Origin of the sequence: Pseudomonas sp. V98_8, from assembly GCF_029967975.1 — a bacterium.
GTDB lineage: Bacteria > Pseudomonadota > Gammaproteobacteria > Pseudomonadales > Pseudomonadaceae > Aquipseudomonas > Aquipseudomonas umsongensis.
In genome coordinates this window covers 98,351-120,866 of sequence record NZ_JASCAE010000045.1, presented here as the reverse complement: position 1 = coordinate 120,866, position 22,516 = coordinate 98,351, and the positions used below count along the sequence as shown (strand labels likewise).

Genomic DNA, 22,516 nt, shown 5'->3' with positions numbered 1-22,516 from the left:
CTTGTCCCTCCTCCTCCCTTCAAGTCCTACCATACAAGCGAGCCTGCTCGCGAAGATGGCGTCGCATTCGGCATTGATGTAGCTAAAAGACCGCCTTCGCGAGCAGGCTCGCTCCTACAATGGATCGCGGCAGATTCCAGATGTGTCGCTACAATGCCTGCTCCCCAAGGAGCCTGCATGTCCAACCTGATCGCCGACTGGCGCGACCGCCCAACCCATCGTCGGGTCTGGGCGCTGGCTGCGCCGATGATTCTCTCGAACATTTCCGTACCGCTGGTGGCGCTGGTCGACAGCACCGTCATTGGCCATCTGCCTCACGCCCATCAACTCGGGGCCGTGGCGGTCGGGGCCAGCCTCTATACCTTCCTCGCCTGGGCCATGGGTTTTCTGCGCATGGGCTCTACCGGGTTTGCCGCCCAGGCCGCAGGGCGCGGGGATGGCGCGGCGCTGCGGCAGATTCTGTTGCAGGGCCTGCTGCTGGCCATGGGGCTGGCGGTGATGCTGGGAATCCTGGGCGTGCCGTTGAGCGGGGTTGCGTTGCACTTCATGCAACCGTCGGCGGAACTGGACCAGATGACCCGCGAGTTTTTCCACACCCGCTTGTTCGGCCTGCCGGCGGCACTGGCCAGCTATGCGCTGGTCGGCTGGTTTCTCGGCACGCAGAACGCCCGCGCGCCACTGGCGATCCTGCTGAGCACGAATCTGGTCAACATTGCCCTTAACCTGTGGTTTGTCCTTGGCCTGGAATGGGGGGTGGTGGGCGCGGCCCGGGCTTCGGTGATCGCCGAATGGACCGGCGCACTGATCGGCCTGATGATGACGCGCCAGGCCCTGCGTGCCTATCCCGGCCATATCGTCTGGGCCACCTTGGCGCTCTGGCAGAGTTGGCGACCGCTGTTGGCGGTCAACCGCGACATTTTCATCCGTAGCCTGGCGCTACAGTCGGTGTTTTTCCTGATCACCGTGCAAGGCGCCCGGCTGGGCGATGCGACCGTTGCCGCCAACGCCCTGCTGCTCAACGGCTTGCTGCTGACCGCCCACGCGCTAGACGGCCTGGCCCATGCCGTGGAGGCCCTGTGCGGACACGCCATCGGCGCTCGCGACCGCGATGCCCTGCGCCGCTCCCTGGTGGTGGCCTGCGGTTGGTCTTTGTTGGCGAGCCTGGGCTTTGCCGGCTTGTTCCTGTTTGCCGGACACCTGTTCATCCAGATGCAAACCGACATAACCAGCGTGCGCGACACTGCTTTCCTGTACCTGCCCTATCTTGCAGTGCTACCGCTGATCGCCGTCTGGAGCTACCTGCTCGACGGCTTATTCATCGGCGCCACCCGCGCCAGGGAAATGCGCAACGGCATGCTGCTGACAGTGGCACTGCTGCTGCCGTTCGCCTGGGCGCTGCAGGGTTATGGCAACCATGGCTTGTGGATAACCTTTTTGCTGTTCATGTTGCTGCGCAGCCTGACGCTCGGCTTGATTGCCTGGCGCCTGCGCCAGAACGATGGCTGGTTCGCCCGCGCTCACTGAGCCGATGGCATCTATAGCATCGGCTCAGGTCGAGCCGTTCTGCCATAGCTTGCGCACACTATCGAGGCGCTCCTGTTGGGTACCGCCCGATAATGGCTGCACCAGCCAGGCGTCGGGGTATTGCAGGCGCAGCCATATCCAGCCGTCGAGCACCGGGCGTTCGCTGAAACCCAATGCCAACCCCTCCTCCAGATGGTCCCACAGACGCGTGAAATCCGCGCCCGTGGATCGATTCCAGCGCCAGGCATGGTGTTCCAGCAGGCACGTCTGCAGTTTTTCCCGCTGCCGTGGGCTCAGGTCCTCATCGACCTCAAGAGGGCGCACATCAAGCCCCGGGTTGAGCAACTGCTGCCAGCCCTGACAGCCGAGCGCGCGGTCTGCCCAGGTTCCGCCGAACCAGCGCAACTGGCTGATGGGCCCTAACCAGCGACTGAGTTCCTCGGCATCGCAGGCATCAAAAAAATAACTGGCGGTGTTCGGGTTGAAGTAACTCAACAAGGCGCGGTGATGCAGGTTGAACGAGACGCTGAGCATGCGCCGCAGATGCGCCAGCAGTGTCGACGCCGTTGCCTCGCTGAACATCAGCAACCCAGGCCAGCGCTGTCCATCGACGCGGTACAGATCAGCCAGGGCCGGGCAGCTCTGCAGATCGATGAGTACCGGCCCCTGCTCCTGCAGTGCCTGCCACTCGGTGTCTTCGGACAACCAGAACCTACCGGCATGGGCAAACGTTTCCTGCAGGGTCACGCCCACCTGCGGTGCGCCCGGCATGTCCAGTAACAACCATTGCGGGTTCGCACCGGCTGCCTGTACCGCGCTCATGCCGCACCGCTCTGGCCAAGGCGCGGTGCCGTGCGACAGATGCAGAGCGCCTGGGCGCAATGATTGAAACTGCCACCACCGGGCAGCAGGCACAGCAACATCAGGGGCTCGCCCGAACACAACCACTGTTGCACACCATCAAGCGGGCAATCTTCGAGAACGGGAGTGGCAGGATCATGCACCTCGTCTACTTCGACTCTGGCGGGGCCGTGCAGAAACCCGGTGATCAACGGTCGATCCGGATCACCTTCGGTGAAGCTCACCACCACCTCCGTGCCTTCAGCCAACCGTGGGCTGGCCGCAACGTTCAGTGGCGCAGCCAATGGCAGCCAGCAGTGGCTGGATGCCGCGCCCTCCCCCTGGTAAACCCAGTCAAACTGCACCGCCACAGGCCTGGATGGATCAGGTTGCGGCTCATCGACATCGACCACCCATGCCCGTTGCAGGCTGTGCATCCTGGGCTTCAGCGCCACCTGTGGCGTTTCAAGGGGCAATTCCCACTGCTCCGCCCGCACCGTATTGCTATAGGTCTGGCTCGCCGCCTGTTCGCCTTGATGCTCGATATGGGTCAACAACCATGGTTGATTCCATTCGGGAACCGGGTGCCCGGACAGCGGCATGAGCTGGCCGCTGCGCAGCGTTGTCAGGTCAGAACTACACTCCACGCGCCGCGCCGCGCCATCGGTACAGCGCATGACCTCGAAACGACGAACTGCCGGTTGCCCGCCCTCCGCACGGAAGACCGCCGCCTCAGCGACCTGAAAATTCCCCGACCCCTCGCCGAACACCACACAATGTCCATCCGCCCGGTGTTCGAAGTAATAGTGCAACCGCTCCTGGGCGCACAGGCGCTGAAGAAACTGCAGGTCCGATTCCCGGTACTGCGTGCAGAAATCACGGGGCGGGTAATCGCCAGCCAATTCAAGGCGTCGATCCTGATCGACAATGCCGTGCTCCCCGAGCACCTGATCAAGTATCTGCGGCACTGAGCGGCCGCTGAAAATGCGCTGGCTGTAGCGCCGGGCCAGACAGGCGAGTTTCGGCCCCAGCCGAACCTGACAGAGCCTGACCCCCAAACCATGTTCACGCTGGACCAGTTCATGCAGCTGCCCATGGATGACGTTTCCCTCCGACCCGAATAGCAAGGAGGCCGAACGGTACAGCAAGCCGGCAAGATCGAGCGTCGGGTCTTCGATCAGCAGGTCCACGTCGAACACGAAAGGCTCGCTGATGGATTCTCTACCGGCAAAGGACAGAACCTCGAAGGCATTGGACAGACCTGCTACGTCCAGACGAAATGACGATTCGTTGGCTGGATCGAACATGGGCATTTCTCTACAGGAGGGACAGCCGGGGATTCTCGCCGAGAGAGATGGCCGAGTAGAGAGGCGAAGTACAACTTAGGAAAAGACCTACGCGAAAAGAGGACGAAATCCCTTGGATGGCCGATACGCGATCTTTTTCGCAGGAAAAAAGAGAAATGCCCCACCGGGTTATCTGAAATTTCCTAAGCAAAAGGTAAATTTTCAGACAACCCGATGAGCGCAGTACTTACCTCAGGAAGACAGGTAAGAGGAACGGGTCAGGCCCAGACGCAAGGCATCGAGGAACTGGGTGCGCTCGCTGGCACTGATGCGGGCACTGGCGCACTTGTCGCGGTAGTGGGTCATCAGTTCTTCTGGCGACAAGTGCACGTAGCGCAGCATGTCTTCGATGGTGTCGTGTGTCTCGATACCGGCGTGGTACACGCTGCCGTCAGCGTTCTGGTAGATGTTCACCGAGTCGGTGTCACCGAACAGGTTGTGCATGTCGCCGAGGATTTCCTGGTAGGCGCCGACCAGGAACACACCCAACAGGTAGTCCTCGCCTTCGTTCAAGGCGTGCACCGGCAAGCTGGTTTCGATGCTCTGCTCGTCGACGTATTGATTGATCTTGCCGTCGGAGTCGCAGGTCAGGTCCTGCAGTACCGCGCGACGCAGGGGCTCTTCGTCCAGGCGATGCAACGGGATGATCGGCAGTACCTGGTCGATGGCCCAGGTGTCCGGCAGGCTCTGGAACACCGAGAAGTTGCAGATGTATTTGTCGGCCAGCTTGTCGTTGAGCTCGTCGAGCACCTGGCGATGGGAACGCTGGCGTGCCTTCAACGAGTTGTGCAGGCGACGGCATACAGCGAAGTAGCACTGTTCGGCCAGGGCTTTTTCGGCCAGGGTCAGTTTGCCGTCGGCGTACTGGGCGGCGACATCGCTCATGTAGTGTGTGGCGCGCCAGTAGGTTTCGGTGACCATCTCGATGTCGGTCGGGCCCAGCAGGTCCACCAGCCACTGCACGGTTTCCGGCAGTGCTTCCTTGTTCTCGATCTGTGGCACGTCGTCGTTGTGCTTCTCGACGTCCGTCACCTGGATCACCAGCATGGCGTGGTGGGCGGTCAGGGAGCGGCCGCTTTCGGAGAAAATATTCGGGTGTGGCAGGCTCTGCGCGTCGCAGAATTCCTTGAGCATGCCGACCACGACACCGGCGTAATCGTCCATGTCGTAGTTGATCGAGCTGGCGTTACGCGAGTGCGTACCGTCGTAGTCCACGCCCAGGCCACCACCGACGTCGATGTGATCCACTGGCAGGCCGAGGTTACGCAATTCGCCGTAGTAACGGATCGCTTCCTTGAAGCCATGTTGGTAGTCGGCCAGGTTGGCAATCTGCGAGCCCATGTGGAAATGCAGCAGGCGGATGCCCTGGTCCAGGCCCGCGGCGCGGAAACGCTCGACCACCGACAGCAATTGCGCCGCCGACAGGCCGAACTTGGATTTCTCGCCACCGGTGTCTGCCCACTTGGACGAGGCCAGGGACGACAGGCGCACCCGCAGGCCAACCTGTGGCTTGACCTTGAGCGAGGCGGCTTCTTCGATCACCAGGCCGACTTCGGATTCTTTCTCGATCACGATGAACACGTTGTGGCCGAGCTTCTGGCCCATCAGCGCCAGACGGATGAACTCGCGGTCCTTGTAGCCGTTGCAAACGATGGTGCCGCCCTTCGGCGCCAGCGCCAGCACCGCCAGCAGCTCAGGCTTGGAGCCGGCTTCCAGGCCGATGGAGACGTTCTGGGTGGCGATGATGTTCTCGATCACCGCTTCCTGCTGGTTGACCTTGATAGGGTACAGCGCGGTGTACTTGCTCTGGTATTCCAGGCGCTCGATGTTGGCGTCGAACGCACCGGTGAGCTGACGCACGCGGTCTTGCAGGATGTCCGGGAACCGAACCAGCAATGGCAAGGACAGGCCGCTCTTGCGCAACTGGTCGACTTGCTCGAACAGATCGATTGGTGAACTGCTCGGACCGTTGGGACGAACTTCGACGCGACCGGCGTCATTGATCGCGAAATACCCGGCCCCCCAATGGCGAATCCCGTAAACACTGCGGCTGTCCGCAACTGTCCATTGGCTGCCATCGTCTTTGCGTGTGCGTCTTACGGACATTGAAGTCCCCTATAAAGAAGTCATAGTGCGTCGCCTGATGTCAGGCCGGCGCAGTCTAAAGAATGAAAATGACGGTTCGTCAACGAAGGGATAGACCTCGCCGACCGCAGTGAGTTTAGAAACCGGTCATGAACAGGCTCTGTGAAAACCATGGTGACGACGCCAGGCCTGCAGTCAGGCAGGTCTGGATCAAGCCGCGGGTGGTTTTCACAGAGGCTGCTAGCCGCCGGACTTCTTTGCCTTGAATCCGTGCTTGATCAGTTCTGCCAAGAGTAGCTCGACATGATCGCCCTGGATTTCAATGATCCCGTCTTTCAACGCTCCACCGGTACCACAGCGTTTTTTCAACGTGGTCGCCAGTTCCTTGAGTGCGTCTTCGGCCAAGGGCACGCCGGTGATGGTGGTCACCGTCTTGCCGCCACGACCCTTGCTTTCGCGACGCACGCGAGCAATGCCGTCGCCGGCCGGGATAACGGTCTGTTTGCAGATGCAGGCGTCTACCGGTTTACTGCATTCCGGGCAATGACGACCTGCGTCGGTGGAAAATACCAGGCCACCAAGGGCGGCGAAGGATGCGGCTTTTTTGGCCACCGGCAATCCTCTTGGGAGGACAAAGACTGGTCGCGGCAACCTGGGCAGGTGCCATCGACCGCGAAGCCCCACTCAGGCAGGGGCAGCGCTACTGAAACGGTAAGCTTCCTTGTAGGAGCTGACGAGTGCAACGAGGCTGCGATCTTTTGATGTTGAATTAAAAGCAACGTCAAAAGATCGCAGCCTGCGGCAGCTCCTACAAACAGCAATACCGGTTCAGTTTGAAAAGGTCGCGCAGTGTAACGGCAAAAACGCCGATTGCTAAGAGCCAATCGGCGCCAATTTATGCCTCTTTTGCGACGTCTTCGCCACGGGCACGGAGATAGCGTTTCAATGCCGCCAAAGAGTCCGGGCAGTAAGGCTTTTGCTCGATATCCCGTAGCACCTGCTCGATGGGCATGAAGCACGCCTCCAGCACCTCTTCCGGCTGCAGGATCAGCGGGCCGTCCCACACTGCCGAAAAGGCCGAACACCAGAGGCGATTGCCCGTGTCCTCGAAGAAAAAATGATCATGAACGGTCAACTCCACCCCGCTCACCCCCAGCTCCTCTTCCAATTCCCGGGCGGCCGACTCGGCATAGGTTTCGCTGGCGAGCACCATGCCGCCCGCCGCCACGTCCCAGTAACCTGGATAGATCGCCTTGCTCAACGTGCGCCGGTGTACACAAAGCTCACCGGCGGAGTTGAACAACATAATGTAGGTACCGCGCCCGATAAGCCCGCGCTCGCGCAAGTCGGACCGGACCAGGGAGCCGAGCAGATTGTCCTGCTCGTCGACCCAGGCGATCTCTTCGGCATCCGAGGCCGCCCGATGGGCGGCCTCGCGCAGGTTGTCGATGGAGCTATCGGCCATGGCTCAGCCCTGATTCAACAGTTGACGCAAATCGATCACCGCGGCGTTGGCCCGCGAGATGTAGTTAGCCATCACCAGCGAGTGGTTGGCCAGCACGCCGAAACCGCTGCCATTGAGGATCATCGGGCTCCAGACCGCTTCCTGCGACGCTTCCAGTTCCCGAATGATCTGGCGCACGCTGACCGTGGCATTCTTCTTGGCCAGGACATCGGCGAAGTCCACTTCAATGGCACGCAGCAAATGCGACAACGCCCAGGCCTGGCCACGGGCTTCGTAAAACACGTTGTCGATCTGCAGCCACGGGGTTTCGACGATCTCTTCATCAACCTGCGGCACCTGTCCAGGGGCCACCACTTCGGTCTTCAGCGCAGTGTTGAGCTTGACCCGGCCAACACTGGCCGACAGGCGTTGCGACAGCGAACCCAGGCGGGTACCGACATCACCCAGCCAGTTGTTCAGGTTATCGGCACGGGCAAAGAACAGAGCGCTCTTCTGGTTCGGATCGGACAGGCGAGTCTGATAGCGAGTCAGGGAGTTGATGCCTTCCTGGAACTCAGACTCACTGGATGGCAGCACCCAGCTTTTATTATCGAAGTTGAAGCGCGGCTCGGCCTTGGCCAGGTCGGCATCTTCAGTGGACTGCGATTGCGAACGGGCGAAGTCTTTGCGCAGCGCCCGGCTCAGATCGCGCACCTGCACCAGCACGCCGTATTCCCAGCTTGGCATGTTGTCCATCCACAGGCCTGGCGGCAGGCGGTCGTTGGAAATATAGCCGCCCGGTTTGTTCAGCAGGGTCCCGGCGACACTCTTGAGGGTTTCCACCGTGGTGTAGCCGACCACCATCTGCTTGCCGTCTCTTTCAGCGGCCAACTGCGCATTCTGCTGCACCGGAAACAGGGCAGGTTCCGCGCTCCAGTACCAACCCAGAGCAATCGTCACCAGCAGGTAGATGCCAATCAACGTGGCCAGCGCCCGGCTGAACACCAGGCCGCCCAAATAACTGCGGGTGGCCGACTTCGGTTCAGCGGCACGTTCAGGCGCGCTACCGGCGCGGTTCTTCCAGTCCAGCATGGCGATATCCTTTCAATTACTTGAGTTCATCGATTCGACCACAACCATACAACAACGTGCCTTTTCCCGGCACCCGCCGTTGGCTTTACAGCGAAATTTATCTCACTACGACTAAGGGAATCCCCTAGCCCGCCAAGACTGGAAATTTTTCCGGTTTCCAGCAACGAACCATCGGTCACTGCAACCCTGCGTACTGGGGGCCAAGGACCTCAGGATCGGACTCGAGGCTGACCAGCCCCCGCACTACCGGGACCTTCGCAAGAACCGGCAGGCAATTGACGACTGATTGGTCAGAAACTGAATGGGTGGGTGTCACAGATTATTAACGTACAACACTCATGTAATGGAAAAGAGATGCTAGCATAGAGCCACCAGTCGTCCTCAGCGTACCCCCTAACCAGTAGTCAGGATATGACCGAGCCAGAAGACCCCAGCCGCGAGCGCCTCAAGCATCACTTTGCCCAGCGGGTAATTCATCAAGCACGTCAGATTCTTGAGATATGGCAACGCCTGCAACGCAATGAATGGTCGACCCAGGAACTGGCGGAACTGAGCGAGGCCAACCTGCGCCTGTTGCGCTTCGCCGAACGCTTCGAACAACCGGAACATTCGCAACTGGCGCGCCAGATCGGCTTGTCGCTGGAGGCTGTCGACGCCAATCGCGGACGCCTCAGCAGCAGCCTGATCAGCGACCTCAATCGACTGATGCAACGCCTGTCGCGCACCGGCCTGCGCCATGGCGATCAGCTGGACCAAACGTTCCTGCCGCCCTTGCGCAAACCCGTCTATGTGATGCTGCAGGATCATGACCGTGCCGAGCGACTGGCCAAGCAGCTGGAGTTTTTCGGGCTCAGTGCCCAGTCCCTGGAGAGTGTGCCGGCATTCCGCTCATCAATGGTCGAGCGCCTACCGGCCGCCATCGTCATGGACGTTGACTTCAGCGGCCCTGGCGTAGGCTTGAAATTGGCGGCCGAAGCCCAGGAAGGTCTCGACCAGCGTTTGCCGCTGCTGTTTTTCAGCCTGCATGAAACCGACACCCCGACCCGCCTTGCCGCTGTGCGCGCAGGCGGCCAGGAGTTCCTCACCGGCACCCTTGAAGCGTCGAGCCTGCTGGAAAAAATTGAAGTACTGACCTGCGTCGCCCAGTACGAGCCCTATAAAGTGCTGATCATCGACGACTCGCGCGCCCAAGCCTTGCACACCGAGCGCCTGCTCAACAGCGCCGGGATCATCACCCGGACACTGATCGAGCCGATCCAGGCCATGGCCGAACTGGCGGACTTTCAACCGGACCTGATCATCCTCGACATGTACATGCCGGCCTGCACCGGTACGGAACTGGCCAAGGTGATCCGCCATAACGACCGCTACGTCAGCGTACCGATCATTTACCTGTCGGCCGAGGACGACCTGGACAAGCAACTCGATGCCATGAGCGAGGGCGGCGACGACTTCCTGACCAAACCCATCAAGCCCCGGCACCTGATCACCACCGTGCGTAACCGGGCGGCACGGGCACGCAACCTCAAGGCGCGGATGGTGCGTGACAGCCTCACCGGCCTGTACAACCACACGCACATCCTGCAATTGCTCGAAGACTGCAGCTTTCGCGCTCGCCGCGAGGGCAAACCGCTGAGCTTTGCGATGCTCGACATCGACCACTTCAAACGCGTCAACGACAGCCACGGCCACCCCATGGGCGACCGGGTGATCAAGAGCCTCGCGCTGTTCCTCAAACAGCGCTTGCGCAAGACTGACTTCATTGGCCGTTACGGTGGCGAAGAGTTCGCGATTGTCATGCCCGATACCGACCTTGAAGCCGCCGTCAAAGTGCTCGATGACATCCGCAAGCGTTTTGCCGAGATTCATTATCCCGCGCAACCCCAGGACCTGTGGTGCACGTTCAGCGCCGGCGTGGTGGACCTCGGCGAACACTCCGACAGCCTGTTGATGGCCAGCCAGGCGGACGAGGCGCTGTACCGTGCCAAAGGCGCGGGGCGCAACCGGGTGCAGGCCTTCCGGGCATCAAAGCAAAGTGCCACCTTTTCATCGGAACAGACCGAGACAGTCATAACCCTGTAACAGAAACGCAATAACTTCAGGCACTTACCATTCTGCCGTTGGTAGTCCTTGATGCGCCTGAAACTGCTGACCAATCTCAATACCCTTCTTTTAGTTGCCGTGTGCGTGGCGCTTGGTGCCACACTCTGGTGGTCGCAAAAAGCCCTCGAACGCCCTTATCTATTAATGGAGCGCTACCTGGGCTTGTCCCAGCAATTCCAGAGTGACGTGGCGCGCAACATCGAGGATTACCTCGCCAGTGGCGATGCGCTGCGCTTGAGCGGCGCCAGCCAGGCCATCGAGAAACTGCACAAGGAACTCGGCGAATTGCCACCGGCCTTGGCTGAAACCTTGCAGCCGAGCCTGACGAACCTGGATGAATTCAGCAAAACCGATCTGCTGGCCGCCGGCAAGCTCGCCGGTGACCCACAGGCCCTGCTCCTGCAAGCCGAACGCGAGCTGGGGGCCAGTCTTGACCAACTCAGCCAGTACGCCAGTGGCAACGCGAGCTACCTGACTCCGCTGCTCAGCGCCTCCCAGCACCTGGGCAAACTGTCACTGGCCCGGGACAAATTGGTCAGCAGCGGCCGCAGCGAACTGGCCGCCGATGTCGAGCGCGAAATCACCAACATCCGCGTACAGGCCGAACAGCTGGATGCCCTGCCGTTATTGGGCGTGGCGGCCAGCAGTGAATCGAACACCGATGATTTCGCCGCGATGATGGGCCTGGAGAACACCGAGAAAGCCGCTGCCGAAGACGCCGGCGTGGGGATCAAGCGTGAGCTCAACAGCCTGCTCGGCCGCTACCCTGCGGAACTTTCGCGCACCCGCGAGCAAATCCACAAACGCGCCGAACTCAGTGCCGCAACGCACCTGAAAATCGCCGCCGTGCAACAAGCCATCGCCGGGCTGGAGCCGGTAGTACGCGCCCAACACGGGGAGATCCAGAGTGAGGTGCGCTTGATGCAAGGGGTAATGATCGGCTTGATTCTGTTGATCGCCCTGCTGATCGACACCCTGCAACGACGCCTGGCCCGGACCCTGACCAATCTCGCACCGGCCTTGTCGACCTGGGCGGAAGGCGACTTCAGCCGGGACATCCAACTGGGTAACACCAATCGCGAACTGCATGACATCGAAGCCTCGCTCAACCGCTTGCGCGCCTACCTGGTGGACCTGGTGGGGACCATTCGTCGCAACGCCGAACAGGTCGCCGGCAGCAGTCGAACCCTGGCGGAACTGAGCAATGATCTGCACAGCGGTGCCGAACACCAGGCCGGCGACACGGCAATGATTCGCGACTCCCTCGGCGAACTGGAGGCGACCATCCAGCAAGTCGCCGGCGACGCCAGCCAGGCCGCCGAGGCCAGTCGTCATGCTGGCCAGGCGGTCGAACATGGCCAGAAAGTCATAGGCCTGAGTCTTACCGGCCTGCATGCGCTGGTGGGAGAAGTACAGGGCAATGCGCAGATGATCGAGCACCTGGCCGAAGAGTCCGCGACCATCGGTGGCGTGCTGACGGTGATCCGCTCGATTGCCGACCAGACGAATCTGCTGGCGTTGAACGCCGCCATCGAAGCGGCCCGGGCCGGTGAGATGGGCCGTGGCTTTGCCGTAGTGGCCGAAGAAGTGCGCTCGCTGGCACAACGCACCGCCGGGGCCACGGCCGAGATCCAGAACCTTATCGCCGGCCTGCAAACCGCGGCGCGCCAATCGGTCGAAGGCATGCGAGCGCAGGTCGAACATGCCGAAGCCACCGCCAACCAGGCGCAGGCGGCGGACGGTGCGCTGGATAGAATCGTCGGGGCAATCCAGACCATTTCCGATACCGCGGTACGCATCGCCGATGTCACAGCCCAGCAAAGCGGTGCCGTCAGTGAGATCCGCGATCACAGTGAGCGAATTCACCAGTTGGGTGGGGACAACCTGCTGCGTATCGGCCAAGGGCGTGAGCAGGGGGAGAATCTGTTGGTGTTGGGTGGACGACTGCATACAGCCGTTCAGGCCTTCCGCGTCTGACCTATCGCCTTCGCGAGCAAGCCCGCTCTCACAGAGATAGCGCATGACCCTGTGGGAGCGGGCTTGCTCGCGAAGGCGTCAGACCATTCACCACGAATCTCCCCGCCTGCACACCCAGCGACTGTCCGCTATCATCCCCCCAATTCCGATACGCGAGATCGTCATGCGCCGTTTGCTTTGCCTGCTGCTTTTAGTACTCGCCCTGCCGGCCACCGCCGCCGGTTTGCTGGAGAGTCGCCCCAGTTCGACCCTGGGCTCGATCAATAACAGTGCCGATTTCCTGCCGGTGCGCGAAGCCTTTCAGTTGAGCCTGGTAGAAAGCACGCCGCAATCGATCAAACTGCGCTTCGTCGCCACCGAGGGTTATTACCTTTACCGGCATCGTTTCCAGTTCCGCGCCGACCCGGCCGATGTCACCCTCGGCCCGGCGCAAATGCCCAAGGGCGAACAAAAGCACGATGAGTACTTCGGCGATGTCGAGGTCTACCACGGCGTACTCGATGTAGAACTGCCGCGCACCGATCAACGCGCCTTCACGTTGGTCGTGACCTACCAGGGCTGCGCCGACAAAGGCCTGTGCTACCCACCGGAAACCGAACGCCTGGGCATCGACGGCATCGGCCCGACGACAACCCACGCCTGGAACTGGCGGGAACTGGCGCTGTTTTTCCTGGCGGGCCTGGGCCTGACTTTTACCCCGTGCGTGCTGCCAATGCTGCCAATCCTTTCCGGCGTAGTGTTGCGTGGCCAGGTCGGCGGCTGGCGTGGTTTCAACCTGTCGTTGGCCTATGTGCTACCGATGGCTGCCTGCTTTGCATTGTTGGGCGCGCTCATGGGCTTGTTCGGCGCCCAACTGAACCTGCAGGCACGCCTGCAATCGGCCTGGGTGCTGGTGCCGTTCGCGATGTTTTTTGCGCTGTTTGCCCTGGCGATGTTTGGCGTTTTCGAACTCAAGTTGCCGCACGCCATCAGCAGTCGGCTGGACCGCATTGCCGGACGCACCGAAGGCGGTTCGCTGTGGGGCGCCGCGGTATTGGGCGTGGTTTCCAGCCTGTTGGTTTCGCCCTGTGTTTCCGCGCCGTTGGCCGGTGCGCTGCTGTATATCAGCGCCAGCGGCGATGCGCTGGGCGGCGGCCTGAAACTGTTCATGCTCGGCCTGGGCATGGGCGCACCGCTTTTGCTGGTGGCCACCGGTGGTGCCGCCTGGTTGCCGAAAAGCGGACCGTGGCTGATCTACGTGAAAAACGCGATTGGCGTGTTGTTGCTGGGCCTGGCGATTGCCCTGCTCAGCCGAGTGCTGCCAGGGCAAATCACCTTGCTGCTGATCGGCCTGTTGGCCGCTGGCGTCGGGTTGTTCCTCGGGGCACTGGAGTTCGTCTACAAGCCGCCGCGAAAACGCCTGGGCCAATTGCTCGGAATGTTCCTGCTGTTTTATGCGCTGGCTTGTTGGTACGGCGGTTTTAGCGGCCAGACCGATCCGTTCAACCCAATCGGCCAGTCGTCCGTGGTGGTTGGCGAGGTGCCCACGCAAAAAACCAGCGCCTGGCAAACCGTCAGCACCGCGACAGACCTCGACCGGGTGCTCGCCGAAGCCCGGGCGTCCGGCACGCCGGTACTGCTCGACTGGTACGCCGACTGGTGCATCAGCTGCAAAGTCATCGAACACCAGGTGCTTGACGATGCGATCGTCGTCGAACGCCTGAAGGGTTATCGGCTGATCCGCTTTGACATCACCGCCAGCAACGCCGAACAACGCGCCCTCCTCGACCGCTACCAACTGTTCGGCCCTCCAGCCTTGATGTTTTTCGGCAAGGACGGTGTCGAACGAGTCGATGTGCGGGTCATCGGCGAGATCACTGCCAGGGATTTCGCCGATCGTGTCACCAAGGCGAATGACCGGATTTAATCAGGCAGTCATATATCTCGCGCAAACATCGGTCATCGTGCTGCCTATTGCAGAGAACTGGACAGTCACAAAGGCTTTGCGGCATAGTCGCCGGGTTCTGACAAATGCACACGGATAACCAAGGAACAGCCGATGGCGACGCTACTTGTATTGCACGGACCCAACCTGAACCTGCTCGGCACCCGCGAACCGGGCACCTATGGCGCTACCACGCTGGCGCAGATCAACCAGGACCTGGAACGCCGCGCCCGCGAAGCCGGCCATCATTTGCTGCACCTGCAAAGCAATGCCGAGTACGAATTGATCGACCGCATCCATGCTGCCCGCAGCGAAGGCGTGGACTTCATTCTGATCAATCCAGCAGCTTTTACGCATACAAGTGTCGCATTACGTGACGCGCTGCTGGCGGTGAGCATCCCATTCATCGAAGTGCATTTGTCTAACGTGCATAAACGCGAACCTTTCCGCCATCACTCCTACTTCTCCGACGTAGCGGTGGGAGTGATCTGCGGCCTTGGCGCCAGCGGTTACCGACTGGCCCTGGAGGCCGCCCTAGAGCAGCTTGAAAGACCGGCAACAGCTTGAACAACAAGCCTTAAACGCCCCTGACCGACCCTTGGGAGTTGATGATTCATGGATATCCGTAAAGTTAAGAAACTGATCGAATTGCTGGAAGAGTCCGGCATCGACGAGCTCGAGATCAAGGAAGGCGAAGAGTCCGTACGCATCAGCCGTCATAGCAAGACCCCGGCCCAGCAGTACTACGCACCGGCGCCTATGCCTGCTCCGGCTGCCGCGCCTGTCGCTGCCGCCGCTCCGGCTGCCGCTGCCGCACCTGCGGCGGCCGCCGCGCCAGCACTGAACGGCACCGTTGCCCGTTCGCCGATGGTCGGTACGTTCTACCGCAAGTCTTCGCCAACCTCGCCGTCCTTCGTGGAAGTCGGCCAGACCGTGAAGAAAGGCGACACCCTGTGCATCGTTGAAGCCATGAAGATGATGAACCACATCGAAGCTGAAACCAGCGGTGTGATCGAATCCATCCTCGTCGAAGACGGCCAGCCGGTTGAGTACGACCAACCGCTGTTCACCATCGTTTGAACCGCGGAGCGCCTTTGATGACTGCGAAGTTGGAAAAAGTTCTGATCGCCAACCGCGGTGAGATTGCACTGCGGATTCTGCGCGCCTGCAAAGAGATGGGCATCAAGACCGTCGCCGTTTATTCCAAGGCGGACAAGGAACTGATGCACCTGGGCCTGGCAGACGAATCCGTCTGCATCGGTCCGGCATCGGCGGCCCACTCTTACCTGCACATCCCGGCCATCATCGCCGCGGCCGAAGTGACTGGCGCCACCGCCATTCACCCAGGCTACGGTTTCCTTGCGGAAAACGCTGATTTTGCTGAACAGGTCGAGAACTCCGGCTTCGCCTTCATCGGCCCGAAAGCTGAAACCATCCGCCTGATGGGCGACAAGGTTTCGGCCAAGCACGCGATGATCGCCGCCGGCGTACCGACCGTTCCAGGTTCCGACGGCCCGCTGCCGGAAGACGAAGAAACCGCCCTGCGCATTGGTCGCGAAGTCGGTTATCCGGTGATCATCAAGGCCGCTGGCGGCGGCGGTGGTCGCGGCATGCGCGTGGTACACAAGGAAGAAGACCTGATTTCCTCGGCGAAACTGACCCGCTCCGAAGCGGGCGCAGCGTTCGGCAACCCGATGGTCTACCTGGAAAAGTTCCTGACCAACCCGCGTCACGTGGAGGTTCAGGTTCTGTCCGATGGCCAGGGCCAGGCTATCCATCTGGGCGACCGCGACTGCTCGCTGCAACGCCGTCACCAGAAGGTGCTTGAAGAGGCACCGGCACCGGGCATCGACGAACAGGCTCGCCATGAAGTTCTCGCCCGCTGCGTCAAGGCGTGCATCGACATCGGTTACCGTGGTGCAGGCACTTTCGAGTTCCTGTACGAGAACGGCCGCTTCTACTTCATCGAGATGAACACTCGTGTCCAGGTAGAGCACCCGGTTTCGGAAATGGTCACCGGCATCGACATCGTCAAGGAGATGCTCAGCATCGCCGCCGGCAACAAGCTGTCGTTCACCCAGGATGACGTGGTCATCCGCGGTCACGCGCTGGAATGCCGGATCAACGCCGAAGACCCGAAGACCTTCATGCCAAGCCCTGGCACGGTCAAGCATTTCCACGCACCAGGCGGCAACGGCGTTCGCGTCGACTCGCACCTGTACAGTGGTTATGCCGTTCCGCCGAACTATGATTCGTTGATCGGCAAGCTGATCACCTACGGCGCAACCCGTGACGAAGCCATGGCGCGCATGCGCAATGCGCTGGACGAGATCGTGGTCGACGGGATCAAGACCAACATCCCGCTGCACCGCGACCTGACCCGCGATGCTGGTTTCTGCGAAGGGGGCGTGAACATTCACTACCTCGAGCACAAGCTGGCTGGCGAGAAGCACTAAGCTTCGACCCGATCAACAAGGCCGCCTCTGGGCGGCTTTGTTGTTTCTGGACATTTCATCCGAGCCACAACACATTTCCTGTGGGAGCGAGCCTGCTCGCGAAGAGACCAGCACATTCAACTTCAATGTTGACTGGTACACCGTTTTCGCGAGCAAGCTCGCTCCCACCGGGTATGCATTGATGCTTGGGACCAAGCCACTCCCACAAAACCTCCGCGCTCGCGTAAACTTGCGCGCTTCTCGCAGACCGCTAGGCTGCAATCAATATTTTTCAAAGGTGCCCGCCATGCCTTGGCTGCAAGTTCGTCTCGCCATCAGCCCAGAACAAGCCGAAACCTACGAAGACGCGTTCCTTGAAGTGGGCGCCGTGTCGGTGACCTTCATGGACGCCGAAGACCAGCCGATCTTCGAGCCCGAACTTAACACCACGCCGCTGTGGTCCCACACTCACCTGCTGGCGCTGTTCGAAGGCGGCACCGAGCCAGGCCCGGTCCTGGCTCACCTTGAGTTGCTGACTGGCAGCCCGCTGCCTGAGCATCACAGTGAAGTCATCGAAGATCAGGACTGGGAGCGCAGCTGGATGGATAACTTCCAACCCATGCGTTTCGGTCAGCGCCTGTGGATCGTGCCGAGCTGGCACGCAGCCCCCGAGCCAGACGCCGTGAACCTGTTGCTGGACCCGGGCCTGGCCTTCGGCACCGGCACTCACCCAACCACCGCCTTGTGTCTGGAATGGCTCGACGGTCAGGACCTCAAGGACTGCAACGTGCTGGACTTCGGCTGCGGTTCGGGGATTCTGGCGATTGCCGCGCTGCTGCTGGGCGCCAAGCAGGCCGTGGGCACCGATATCGACGTGCAGGCGCTGGAAGCCTCTCGTGACAACGCCGGGCGCAACGGCATCGCCGACGAGCTGTTCCCGCTGTACCTGCCCGAAGATCTGCCGCAAGTTCAGGCCGATGTGCTGGTGGCCAATATTCTGGCCGGCCCGCTGGTTTCGCTGGCGCCGCAGTTGTCGGGCCTGGTCCGGTCGGGCGGTCGCCTGGCGCTTTCGGGCATTCTTGCCGAGCAAGGCGATGAAGTGGCCGCAGCCTATGCCAAGGATTTCGATCTGGACCCGATCGCCAATCGCGATGGCTGGGTGCGCATCACTGGCCGTCGGCGCTAGAATGGACGCCTGCATCTACCGGATCGCCGCATGACCGACAGCTTCGTCACCCAGTGCCCGCATTGCCAAACCAGCTTCCGCGTCAACCATGCCCAGTTGAGCGTGGCGCGCGGGGTCGTTCGTTGTGGCTCATGCTTGCAGGTGTTCAACGCCGCCAAGCAGCTGCTGGAGCAGGCCGGCAAGGAAGCACCCGCACCGACGCCAGCCCCGCTGGAAACCGTCGAACCGCCGCAGCAGCGCGCCATCAGCCAGAAACAATGGAGCGCTGCCGAGCTGGATCTGGACAGTCTCGACCTGGACGAAGAACTCGCCCGGCTTGAACAGCGGGAAATCCAGCCGACGACCGAGTTCGGCCGACACCGCGAAGACACGCTCAGCGCTCGCCGCGATAGTGCCGAGCACGACGAAGCCCCATGGCCCGACAGCCTGTTCAGCGAATCGGCCGCCGATCGCGCCCAAGCGGCCGACACGCTTGACGCGCTCGACGTGCTTGATACACCGCAGCCACCGAACGAGCCGTCGCGCACTGAACCGTCGCTATCACTGGAACCGGTGGACCTGGACGACGAACCGCAGCCCCCGCAGCTGCGCCTGAACGATCCGCTCGTCGCCCCGGTACATCACGAACGCATGACGGCGACCGCAGAGATCGACGACGACCTGCCTTCGATCGAGCCACCGCGCAAGCGTCGCGAACGCAGCGAACCCGGGGTTCGTGCCGAAGTGCTGCAGGACCTGACCGACGATCCGCTGCAGCTGGATTGGCAGAAACGCCGCTCGCCATGGGGTCGTCGACTGTTTTGGCTATTATTGATCCTGCTGGGAGCCGGCGCACTTGCAGGCCAATACGTCGCCTACCATTTCGACGAGCTGGCGCGCCAGGACCAGTACCGCCCCTGGTTCCAGCAACTGTGCCCGCAAATCGGCTGCACGGTGCCCTCCAAGGTCGACATCGCGAAAATCAAGAGCAGCAACCTGGTGGTCCGCAGCCATCCTGAGTTCAGCGGCGCCCTGGTGGTCGATGCAATCATCTATAACCGCGCGCCATTCTCTCAGCCTTTCCCGCTGCTGGAGCTACGCTTTGCCGATCTCAACGGCCACCTGATCGCCAGCCGCCGCTTCAAACCCGGCGAGTACCTCAACGGCGATCTTGAAGGCAAGGTGGAAATGCCTCCGCAAACGCCAATCCACATCGCCCTCGACATCCTCGATCCTGGCGCCAAAGCGGTAAATTACAGCCTGAGCTTCCACTCGCCCGAGTGAAACGCTTCACTGACCGACAATTGACGACGACTTCCTGTCTTTGCCCGCCCGGACCAAACCGCTGGCAATAACAGAATAACTGTTCAGATTTTGTTCAATTCAGCCTTTATCCAGTCATCGAGAGCGGGTATCATGCCAACCCTTTTTCGAACTCTCATGATCCGGCCCCACACCAGGGAAGTCCTATGTCGGCGGTACGCATCGGTCCATATACATTACACAACGGCTTGATTCTCGCCCCGATGGCGGGCGTCACCGACCAACCCTTTCGCCAGCTGTGCAAGCGATTGGGCGCGGGGCTGGTCGTCTCGGAGATGGTCACCAGCGACATGAGTCTGTGGAACACCCGCAAGTCGCGCATGCGCATGATCCATGCAGGTGATCCCGAGCCACGCTCGGTGCAGATCGCCGGTGGTGACGCACAGATGCTGGCGGATGCCGCCCGGGCCAACGTCGAGCTGGGTGCACAGATTATTGATATCAACATGGGTTGTCCGGCCAAGAAAGTCTGCAACAAGGCGGCAGGCTCGGCACTGTTGAAAGATGAAGCATTGGTAACCGAGATCCTGCAGGCCGTCGTGGCCGCGGTCGATGTGCCGGTTACCCTGAAAATCCGGACCGGTTGGGACCTGGACAACAAGAACGGCCTGACGGTGGCGAAGATCGCTGAACAGGCAGGCATTACGGCCCTGGCGGTGCATGGACGCACCCGTGCCGACCTGTACACCGGTGAAGCCGAGTACGACACCATTGCCGCGATCAAGCAGGCGGTGTCGATGCCGGTCTTCGCCAATGGCGATATTGATTCGCCAGAAAAGGCCCGGTACGTGCTCGACGCGACGGGTGCCGATGGCCTGTTGGTAGGCCGGGCTGCCCAGGGGCGGCCATGGATTTTTCGCGAGATCGACCATTTCCTGCGTACCGGCGAGAAGCTCCCGGCGCTGGACCTGATCGAGGTGGAACGCATTCTGCTAGAGCATCTGGCTGCGCTGCACGCCTTCTATGGAGACGTGATGGGCGTACGCATTGCTCGAAAGCATGTGGGCTGGTATCTCGCAACCTTGCCGGGCGCCAGGGAGTTTCGCGCCCACTTCAATCGTTTGGATGGTACGGAAGCACAATGCGCCAACGTTCGGGAGTTCTTTGCCGGGCGTTACAAGAGCCTGACAGGGGACGGAGAGTGGGTGGCCGCATGACGATGATGACCGAGACTTTAGTGAGTGGAACAACGCCCGTGAGCGACAACGTGAATTTGAAACAGCACCTCAATACGCCAAGCGAAGAAGGCCAGACCCTTCGCGGGAGTGTCGAGAAGGCGCTGCACAATTATTTCGCCCACCTTGAGGGCGCTGCCGTCACGGATGTGTACAACCTGGTGCTCTCCGAAGTCGAGGCTCCCCTGCTCGAGTGCGTGATGAACTACGTCAAGGGCAACCAGACCAAGGCCAGCGAAATGCTCGGACTGAACCGGGGCACGCTGCGCAAGAAACTCAAGCAGTACGATTTGCTGTAAGCATTCAATCAAACCAGAAAGGCGCCCGCGTAAGACCGGTCGCCTTTTTTGCTGACTCCTTTGCTTTTGATGGAAATTGAGATGACCGACCAGACTACCCGCCTGCCGATCCGCCGCGCCTTGATCAGTGTTTCCGACAAGACCGGGATCCTCGAATTTGCCAAGGAGCTTGAAGCCCTGGGTGTCGAGATCCTTTCCACCGGCGGGACGTTCAAGCTGCTGCAGGACAACGGCGTTGCCGCAGTGGAAGTCGCGGATTACACCGGCTTCGCCGAAATGATGGACGGCCGGGTGAAAACCCTGCACCCGAAAATCCACGGCGGGATCCTCGGTCGTCGCGGTATCGACGACGCCATCATGAACGAGCACGGCATCAAGCCGATCGACCTGGTAGCGGTCAACCTGTACCCATTCGAAGCAACGATCTCCAAACCAGGTTGCGACCTGCCGACTGCCATCGAGAACATCGACATCGGCGGCCCGACCATGGTTCGTTCGGCAGCCAAGAACCACAAGGACGTGGCCATCGTGGTCAACGCCAGCGATTACGCCAGCGTCCTGGAAAATCTCAAGGCCGGCGGCCTGACCTACGCCCAGCGTTTCGACCTGATGCTCAAGGCTTTCGAACATACCGCCGCCTACGACGGCATGATCGCCAACTACATGGGCACCGTGAACCAGGCTGCCGACACCCTCAGCACTGAAGGTCGCAGCGAATTCCCGCGCACCTTCAACAGCCAGTTCATCAAGGCCCAGGAAATGCGCTACGGCGAGAACCCGCACCAGAGTGCGGCGTTCTACGTTGAAGCCAAGCCTGCCGAAGTCGGCATCGCCACCGCGACCCAGCTGCAAGGCAAAGAGCTGTCCTACAACAACGTGGCCGATACCGATGCCGCGCTGGAATGCGTGAAGAGCTTCGTCAAGCCTGCCTGCGTGATCGTCAAGCACGCCAACCCGTGCGGCGTGGCCGTCAGCCCGGACGCCGAAGGCGGCATTCGCAAGGCTTACGACCTGGCCTACGCTACTGACACCGAATCGGCATTCGGCGGCATCATTGCCTTCAACCGCGAACTGGACGCCGAGACCGCCAAGGCCATCGTCGAGCGTCAGTTCGTCGAAGTGATCATTGCCCCGAGCGTCAGCGAAGAAGCCCGCGCCATCGTCGCCGCCAAGGCCAACGTGCGCCTGCTGGCCTGTGGCGAGTGGTCGGCCGATCGCGCCGCTGCCTGGGACTACAAGCGCGTCAACGGTGGCCTGCTGGTGCAGAGCCGCGACATCGGCATGATCAGCGCCGATGACCTGAAGGTCGTGACCAAACGTGCGCCGACCGAACAGGAAATCCATGACCTGATCTTCGCCTGGAAAGTCGCCAAGTACGTCAAGTCCAACGCCATCGTCTACGCCAAGAACCGTCAGACCATCGGTGTCGGCGCCGGCCAGATGAGCCGTGTGAACTCTGCGCGCATTGCTGCGATCAAGGCTGAACATGCCGGCTTGCAGGTAGCCGGCTCGGTCATGGCTTCCGACGCCTTCTTCCCGTTCCGCGATGGCCTGGACAATGCGGCCAAGGTCGGTATCACGGCGGTGATCCAGCCAGGTGGCTCGATGCGTGACAACGAAGTGATCGCCGCCGCTGACGAAGCTGGCATCGCCATGGTATTCACCGGCATGCGCCACTTCCGTCACTAAGTACTCGATCAACTGTGGGAGCGGGCTTGCCCGCGAAGACGGCAGCACATTCAGCATTGATGTGACTGATACACCGCTTTCGCGAGCAAGCCCGC

At 61.0% G+C, this 22,516-nt stretch carries 18 protein-coding genes; 12 read left to right on the top strand and 6 right to left on the bottom strand.

All coding sequences use genetic code 11. The features are described from left to right. Positions 1-177 precede the first annotated feature (177 nt). Positions 178-1,524, top strand: a complete 1,347-nt coding sequence (locus tag QLG10_RS14600; protein ID WP_110753241.1) for an MATE family efflux transporter — start codon at positions 178-180, stop codon at positions 1,522-1,524. A gap of 24 nt (positions 1,525-1,548) precedes the next feature. On the opposite strand, the gene QLG10_RS14595 is transcribed toward QLG10_RS14600, so the two are convergent. From QLG10_RS14595 to QLG10_RS14570, 6 genes are all read right to left on the bottom strand, one after another. Next, positions 1,549-2,346, bottom strand: coding sequence for a DUF4123 domain-containing protein (locus QLG10_RS14595; protein WP_282487590.1), 798 nt, complete (start codon positions 2,344-2,346; stop codon positions 1,549-1,551). Continuing rightward, positions 2,343-3,671 (bottom strand): contractile injection system protein, VgrG/Pvc8 family, encoded by a 1,329-nt coding sequence (locus QLG10_RS14590; RefSeq protein WP_282487589.1) that lies wholly within the window; start codon positions 3,669-3,671, stop codon positions 2,343-2,345. The genes QLG10_RS14595 and QLG10_RS14590 overlap by 4 nt, the downstream gene beginning before the upstream one ends. Positions 3,672-3,902: 231 nt before the next feature. Then, complete coding sequence (gene speA / locus QLG10_RS14585; protein ID WP_020797549.1) at positions 3,903-5,816, bottom strand: arginine decarboxylase; 1,914 nt, start codon at positions 5,814-5,816, stop codon at positions 3,903-3,905. A gap of 219 nt (positions 5,817-6,035) precedes the next feature. Further along, positions 6,036-6,407 (bottom strand): translation initiation factor Sui1, encoded by a 372-nt coding sequence (locus tag QLG10_RS14580; protein WP_007914613.1) that lies wholly within the window; start codon positions 6,405-6,407, stop codon positions 6,036-6,038. Between the two features lie 283 nt (positions 6,408-6,690). Next, positions 6,691-7,260: an NUDIX hydrolase gene (locus tag QLG10_RS14575; RefSeq protein ID WP_110753246.1), complete on the bottom strand. Its 570-nt coding sequence runs from the start codon at positions 7,258-7,260 to the stop codon at positions 6,691-6,693. Between the two features lie 3 nt (positions 7,261-7,263). Next, entirely contained in the window at positions 7,264-8,331 is a 1,068-nt protein-coding gene (locus QLG10_RS14570) for a DUF2333 family protein (RefSeq protein WP_008058805.1), read from the bottom strand. A gap of 411 nt (positions 8,332-8,742) precedes the next feature. Here QLG10_RS14570 and QLG10_RS14565 point away from each other — a divergent pair, with 411 nt between their 5' ends. The 11 genes from QLG10_RS14565 (at position 8,743) to purH (ending at position 22,421) form a co-directional block, all read left to right on the top strand. Beyond that, positions 8,743-10,413, top strand: coding sequence for a PleD family two-component system response regulator (locus tag QLG10_RS14565; RefSeq protein WP_110753247.1), 1,671 nt, complete (start codon positions 8,743-8,745; stop codon positions 10,411-10,413). Between the two features lie 51 nt (positions 10,414-10,464). After that, the gene (locus tag QLG10_RS14560) at positions 10,465-12,411 is read left to right on the top strand and encodes a methyl-accepting chemotaxis protein (protein WP_248678275.1); all 1,947 of its coding nucleotides are present in this window, start codon (positions 10,465-10,467) and stop codon (positions 12,409-12,411) included. Between the two features lie 163 nt (positions 12,412-12,574). Continuing rightward, the gene (locus tag QLG10_RS14555; protein ID WP_282487588.1) at positions 12,575-14,317 is read left to right on the top strand and encodes a protein-disulfide reductase DsbD; all 1,743 of its coding nucleotides are present in this window, start codon (positions 12,575-12,577) and stop codon (positions 14,315-14,317) included. Between the two features lie 132 nt (positions 14,318-14,449). Then, a complete protein-coding gene (gene aroQ, locus QLG10_RS14550; RefSeq protein ID WP_020797556.1) occupies positions 14,450-14,902 on the top strand; it encodes a type II 3-dehydroquinate dehydratase in 453 nt (150 codons plus the stop codon). A gap of 48 nt (positions 14,903-14,950) precedes the next feature. Continuing rightward, on the top strand, positions 14,951-15,415 hold the full coding sequence (accB, locus tag QLG10_RS14545; RefSeq protein WP_007971363.1) for an acetyl-CoA carboxylase biotin carboxyl carrier protein: 465 nt from the start codon (positions 14,951-14,953) through the stop codon (positions 15,413-15,415). 17 nt (positions 15,416-15,432) lie between these two features. Then, positions 15,433-16,791: an acetyl-CoA carboxylase biotin carboxylase subunit gene (accC, locus tag QLG10_RS14540; protein WP_282487587.1), complete on the top strand. Its 1,359-nt coding sequence runs from the start codon at positions 15,433-15,435 to the stop codon at positions 16,789-16,791. Between the two features lie 286 nt (positions 16,792-17,077). After that, positions 17,078-17,956 carry a 50S ribosomal protein L11 methyltransferase gene (prmA, locus tag QLG10_RS14535; protein ID WP_110753250.1) on the top strand — a complete coding sequence of 293 codons (879 nt, stop codon included), beginning with the start codon at positions 17,078-17,080 and terminating at the stop codon, positions 17,954-17,956. Between the two features lie 30 nt (positions 17,957-17,986). After that, on the top strand, positions 17,987-19,219 hold the full coding sequence (locus QLG10_RS14530) for a DUF3426 domain-containing protein (RefSeq protein WP_188264833.1): 1,233 nt from the start codon (positions 17,987-17,989) through the stop codon (positions 19,217-19,219). 185 nt (positions 19,220-19,404) lie between these two features. Next, the gene (dusB, locus tag QLG10_RS14525; RefSeq protein ID WP_282487586.1) at positions 19,405-20,415 is read left to right on the top strand and encodes a tRNA dihydrouridine synthase DusB; all 1,011 of its coding nucleotides are present in this window, start codon (positions 19,405-19,407) and stop codon (positions 20,413-20,415) included. Continuing rightward, positions 20,412-20,732 (top strand): DNA-binding transcriptional regulator Fis, encoded by a 321-nt coding sequence (gene fis / locus QLG10_RS14520; RefSeq protein WP_015093301.1) that lies wholly within the window; start codon positions 20,412-20,414, stop codon positions 20,730-20,732. Before dusB ends, fis begins: the two co-directional genes overlap by 4 nt. An 81-nt stretch (positions 20,733-20,813) precedes the next feature. Continuing rightward, on the top strand, positions 20,814-22,421 hold the full coding sequence (purH, locus tag QLG10_RS14515) for a bifunctional phosphoribosylaminoimidazolecarboxamide formyltransferase/IMP cyclohydrolase (protein ID WP_110753252.1): 1,608 nt from the start codon (positions 20,814-20,816) through the stop codon (positions 22,419-22,421). The last annotated feature ends 95 nt before the right edge of the window (positions 22,422-22,516 follow it).

Coding starts and splice junctions, on each gene's coding strand:
- QLG10_RS14560 (WP_248678275.1), top strand. CDS start 10,465: ATGCGCCTGAAACTGCTGACCAATCTCAATACCCTTCTTTTAGTTGCC.
- QLG10_RS14595 (WP_282487590.1), bottom strand. CDS start 2,346: ATGAGCGCGGTACAGGCAGCCGGTGCGAACCCGCAATGGTTGTTACTG.
- accB (WP_007971363.1), top strand. CDS start 14,951: ATGGATATCCGTAAAGTTAAGAAACTGATCGAATTGCTGGAAGAGTCC.
- purH (WP_110753252.1), top strand. CDS start 20,814: ATGACCGACCAGACTACCCGCCTGCCGATCCGCCGCGCCTTGATCAGT.
- QLG10_RS14575 (WP_110753246.1), bottom strand. CDS start 7,260: ATGGCCGATAGCTCCATCGACAACCTGCGCGAGGCCGCCCATCGGGCG.
- accC (WP_282487587.1), top strand. CDS start 15,433: ATGACTGCGAAGTTGGAAAAAGTTCTGATCGCCAACCGCGGTGAGATT.
- QLG10_RS14530 (WP_188264833.1), top strand. CDS start 17,987: ATGACCGACAGCTTCGTCACCCAGTGCCCGCATTGCCAAACCAGCTTC.
- aroQ (WP_020797556.1), top strand. CDS start 14,450: ATGGCGACGCTACTTGTATTGCACGGACCCAACCTGAACCTGCTCGGC.
- QLG10_RS14590 (WP_282487589.1), bottom strand. CDS start 3,671: ATGTTCGATCCAGCCAACGAATCGTCATTTCGTCTGGACGTAGCAGGT.
- QLG10_RS14565 (WP_110753247.1), top strand. CDS start 8,743: ATGACCGAGCCAGAAGACCCCAGCCGCGAGCGCCTCAAGCATCACTTT.
- QLG10_RS14555 (WP_282487588.1), top strand. CDS start 12,575: ATGCGCCGTTTGCTTTGCCTGCTGCTTTTAGTACTCGCCCTGCCGGCC.
- prmA (WP_110753250.1), top strand. CDS start 17,078: ATGCCTTGGCTGCAAGTTCGTCTCGCCATCAGCCCAGAACAAGCCGAA.
- dusB (WP_282487586.1), top strand. CDS start 19,405: ATGTCGGCGGTACGCATCGGTCCATATACATTACACAACGGCTTGATT.
- QLG10_RS14600 (WP_110753241.1), top strand. CDS start 178: ATGTCCAACCTGATCGCCGACTGGCGCGACCGCCCAACCCATCGTCGG.
- QLG10_RS14570 (WP_008058805.1), bottom strand. CDS start 8,331: ATGCTGGACTGGAAGAACCGCGCCGGTAGCGCGCCTGAACGTGCCGCT.
- speA (WP_020797549.1), bottom strand. CDS start 5,816: ATGTCCGTAAGACGCACACGCAAAGACGATGGCAGCCAATGGACAGTT.
- fis (WP_015093301.1), top strand. CDS start 20,412: ATGACGATGATGACCGAGACTTTAGTGAGTGGAACAACGCCCGTGAGC.